This window comes from Noviherbaspirillum agri (assembly GCF_054780595.1).
In genome coordinates this window covers 1-3,481 of sequence record NZ_BAAGWA010000032.1, presented here as the reverse complement: position 1 = coordinate 3,481, position 3,481 = coordinate 1, and the positions used below count along the sequence as shown (strand labels likewise).

At 54.3% G+C, this 3,481-nt stretch carries 4 protein-coding genes and 1 pseudogene; 3 read left to right on the top strand and 2 right to left on the bottom strand.

What is annotated here, in order from left to right:
• The first annotated feature begins 99 nt into the window (after positions 1-99).
• From ACYVIA_RS22190 to ACYVIA_RS22180, 3 genes are all read left to right on the top strand, one after another.
• The gene (locus ACYVIA_RS22190; protein ID WP_460844467.1) at positions 100-822 is read left to right on the top strand and encodes a hypothetical protein; all 723 of its coding nucleotides are present in this window, start codon (positions 100-102) and stop codon (positions 820-822) included.
• On the top strand, positions 819-1,481 hold the full coding sequence (locus ACYVIA_RS22185; protein WP_460844466.1) for a hypothetical protein: 663 nt from the start codon (positions 819-821) through the stop codon (positions 1,479-1,481). The genes ACYVIA_RS22190 and ACYVIA_RS22185 overlap by 4 nt, the downstream gene beginning before the upstream one ends.
• Before the next feature lie 117 nt (positions 1,482-1,598).
• Positions 1,599-2,642, top strand: coding sequence for an IS481 family transposase (locus ACYVIA_RS22180; RefSeq protein WP_460844464.1), 1,044 nt, complete (start codon positions 1,599-1,601; stop codon positions 2,640-2,642).
• A 119-nt stretch (positions 2,643-2,761) separates the two neighbouring features.
• Here ACYVIA_RS22180 and copK read toward each other — a convergent pair whose 3' ends face one another.
• Both copK and ACYVIA_RS22170 read right to left on the bottom strand, forming a co-directional pair.
• The gene (gene copK / locus ACYVIA_RS22175; protein WP_460844462.1) at positions 2,762-3,049 is read right to left on the bottom strand and encodes a periplasmic Cu(I)/Cu(II)-binding protein CopK; all 288 of its coding nucleotides are present in this window, start codon (positions 3,047-3,049) and stop codon (positions 2,762-2,764) included.
• 329 nt (positions 3,050-3,378) lie between these two features.
• Positions 3,379-3,481, bottom strand: a pseudogene (locus ACYVIA_RS22170) (IS110 family transposase); the annotation flags it as partial.

Genomic DNA, 3,481 nt, shown 5'->3' with positions numbered 1-3,481 from the left:
CTTGTCGGCTTCCCGCAAAATCCGGACGATTTGCTCGTCACTGTATCGGCTCTTCTTCATTGCTCCCTTTCGTTTGGGAGCTATCTTCTCAAATTTGCCGTGGCCCGAAAATCTCGGGTCAGGTCAATCGTAATCGGGAATTTTCTCTATGGACTTGGTTTTGCCGTCCGTGCCCGCCGTCCGTCTGGCGTAAGCGCAAGCGCCATCAATCTGCTGCAGCAGACGCCGGCTGATACGCTGTTGGGCGACTTGCTATTAGAATTCCCTGGCGTCGTTCGCTTGATTGAATTCAAGGCCGAAGACAATCGCGAGTCGAAGGAGCTGAGCCGCCATCGAAAGTTGAGTGCAGCCTTGGCGGGAAACATCGAGCTACAAGCGATTTCTCGCGACGTGCACTGGTACGTGGAAACTGCTGCGTCCGCAGAGCATGGCGTGACCGCCCGTATCGTGCCTTACCTAGACGCTTTTCCGCGCAATAAGACCAAGCGAGACCGATTGGAAGCGTTTATAGAGCGATTGGCTGAAGAAGTGGCAGAGGAACGCCCGGCGGCGCGCGCAGATAAAGAAGCCGCCTACTTGCGCTGGGTGAAGCGTACCCAAGGAGATGGGAAGCTAGGTTCGGGCGCGCTTCTTTTGGTGGCAAATGCAAACGGCTCGCTGCATTACGCCCAGTTGCTCGATATGCTCGAATTGCGGCTGAGCCATCGGCAATGGATCGAACTGCACCATCTCCGATTGGAGCGTGTGATTGCGCTGGAGCTCGATAAGGAGCGCCGCCCCGAGAAGGCCGTCGAAACATTTGACCACGGGAGGACACTGTGACAATTGTGCAAGGAACTTACGAACAATCCGTCGAAGCCTTGCTAGATGCGGCTGGCAAGGTATTGGAAGCCACCTATGAGGACGAGCAGAAGGTACGCCAAGCGATTGCTTCGCTTGAGCGACTTCGTTCTTCGGTCGAACTGAAGGTTGATATCCTATCGCGCGAAACGGTGAAGGCAATTGCAGACTCTGCCGATACGACCGCAAACAAAGCTGCGGGGCTCTTGCAGGAGAAGTTTGTGGAGGCTGATGCAGCCGCCGGCCGCGCACGCGACAGGTATGTTCGGGCTACCCACAGCTTGGGGTGGCGACTCTTTGGCTTGGCGGCGCTGTTGCAGGGACTGATCTTCGCAGGGGGCTGGCTGATCGTCCAGCGAACGATTCCATCACAAGCCGAAATTATGGCGAGGCAACAGGTTCTGCAACAATTGGCACAACAAATGGTGGATCAACAAGGCCAGATGGCAGAGCTAGACAGGCAAATAAAGGCGAAGCAGCGCAAGGTAACTGAACTCGATCGACGAGGTGCCAAGGTGGAATGGACAACGTGTGCGGATAGTGAGCAGAATACGCACCTCTGTTTCCGCACAGATGAGCACGCTGCGGCATTTCAAAGTGCCGATGGCGGAAAGACGTACCGAGCTCCATGGGGATATTGAGATGTAGTAGTTCCGACTTGATCTGACAGCAATACCTTGCCAAAGGGTGGGGTTACCCGGTTTGATAGAGGTGCGAATCTTTATTAAACCAGCGCGCAAGCGCCAAGGAGTAACCCCGTGAGTAGTGTTCCTCAGAACGTCATCAAACACAAGGTTGGCCTGCTGAACCTGGCCGCCGAGCTTGGCAATGTGTCCCGCGCCTGCAAGGTGATGGGCTTTTCCCGCGATACTTTTTACCGCTATCAGTCGGCCATGGAAGCCGGCGGCGTCGACGCACTTATTGATGCCAACCGCAAGAAGCCCAATCTGCGCAACCGGGTTGAACAGGAAACGGAAGCGGCCGTTGCTGCCTTCGCCCTGGAACAGCCGGCCTTCGGGCAAGTCCGTGTTTCCAATGAACTGCGCAAGCGCGGCATCTTCATTTCGCCATCCGGCGTTCGTTCGGTCTGGCTGCGCCGAGATCTCGAATCGTTCAAGAAGCGCTTATCGGCCCTGGAGCGCCATGTTGCCGAGACAGGTGACGTGCTCACCGAGGCGCAGGTGGCGGCACTGGAGAAGAAACAGGACGACGATGTGGCCCATGGCGAAATCGAGACGGCACATCCCGGTTATCTCGGCAGTCAGGACACGTTTTACGTCGGCACCATCAAGGGCGTCGGGCGTATTTACCAGCAGACCTTTGTGGACACGTATTCCAAGTGGGCCGCTGCCAAGCTCTATACGACCAAGACGCCGATCACCGCTGCCGATCTGCTCAACGACCGTGTCCTGCCATTCTTCGAGGAACAAGGAATGGGATTGATCCGCGTGCTGACCGACCGTGGCACGGAATACTGCGGTCGGCCGGAAGCGCACGATTACCAGCTCTACCTGGCCTTGAACGACATTGAACACACGAAGACCAAAGCCAATTCACCGCAGACCAACGGCATCTGTGAACGCTTCCACAAGACGATCCTCAACGAGTTTTACCAGGTTACCTTCCGGCGCAAGATCTGCCGCACCATGGAAGAGCTGCAGCACGACCTCGATGAATGGCTGGTGTATTACAACAACGAGCGTACGCATCAAGGCAAGATGTGCTGCGGGCGGACACCGATGCAAACTCTATTGGATGGAAAGGAGGCGTGGCACGATAAAATCACCACATTGAATAGCTGAATTTGACCTGACAATCGCCTTCGTCAAATCGGGCAACTGTCAGATCAGATCGCGTTTACTACACATAAAAAATCCCGCATGACGCGGGATTAGGCAGTGGCGAATATCAGGCGCTAGTGCTAGTTACTCCCTCCTCGATACTCGGGGTACAAGATTAAATCGAGACGTGCAACTTCATCACCGACCATGGCGATCTTCTGACCATCCTTGGTTTCCATGATCTGCCCTTCCTTCATGCGGACAGCCCGACCGTACTTGTCTTCCATGCCCATTTTGCCATCCTTAAACACATGTACCGTCGACCCATCCTTGAGTTCGATGGACTTCTGTACCTGACTTGCATCCACGGCGAATGTCGATACCGATACCATACCGCAAGCAGCGGCGAACAAGATTTTCTTAAGCATATTGCACTCCTATGAATCATGATAAAGCGTCGTTATGTTATCGCGTCGAAGCTTTCACAAGCATGACCTCTACATGTCGTTTCCGTCATCTTCAAGCAGAGTAATTGCACTGCCTTCACAGGATGTAGTTTGAATGAGTTGATTGTTGTTCCGTCATGGACCACATGAAAGGTGTCGGTTGCTTACCTGTTGCGGCACCGTGAGGACAGCTGTCCGGCGACAATTAGAAATTCCGGTGGCGACAATTAGATTTGCCGGTTGAGAGAGCTGAGCTGGAGACGGTTCGGCTCTTGTTTATCATGCAGCCCCCGAAGCAACTGTCTTGAAAGTCAAGTGTGACGAAATTCTGGATCCCATGCTTTCCCGGATTTGACTATTGCATTCAGAATCGTCAGCAGCTTGCGCATACAGGCGACCAGAGCGACTTTTTTG

Coding starts and splice junctions, on each gene's coding strand:
- copK (WP_460844462.1), bottom strand. CDS start 3,049: ATGCTTAAGAAAATCTTGTTCGCCGCTGCTTGCGGTATGGTATCGGTA.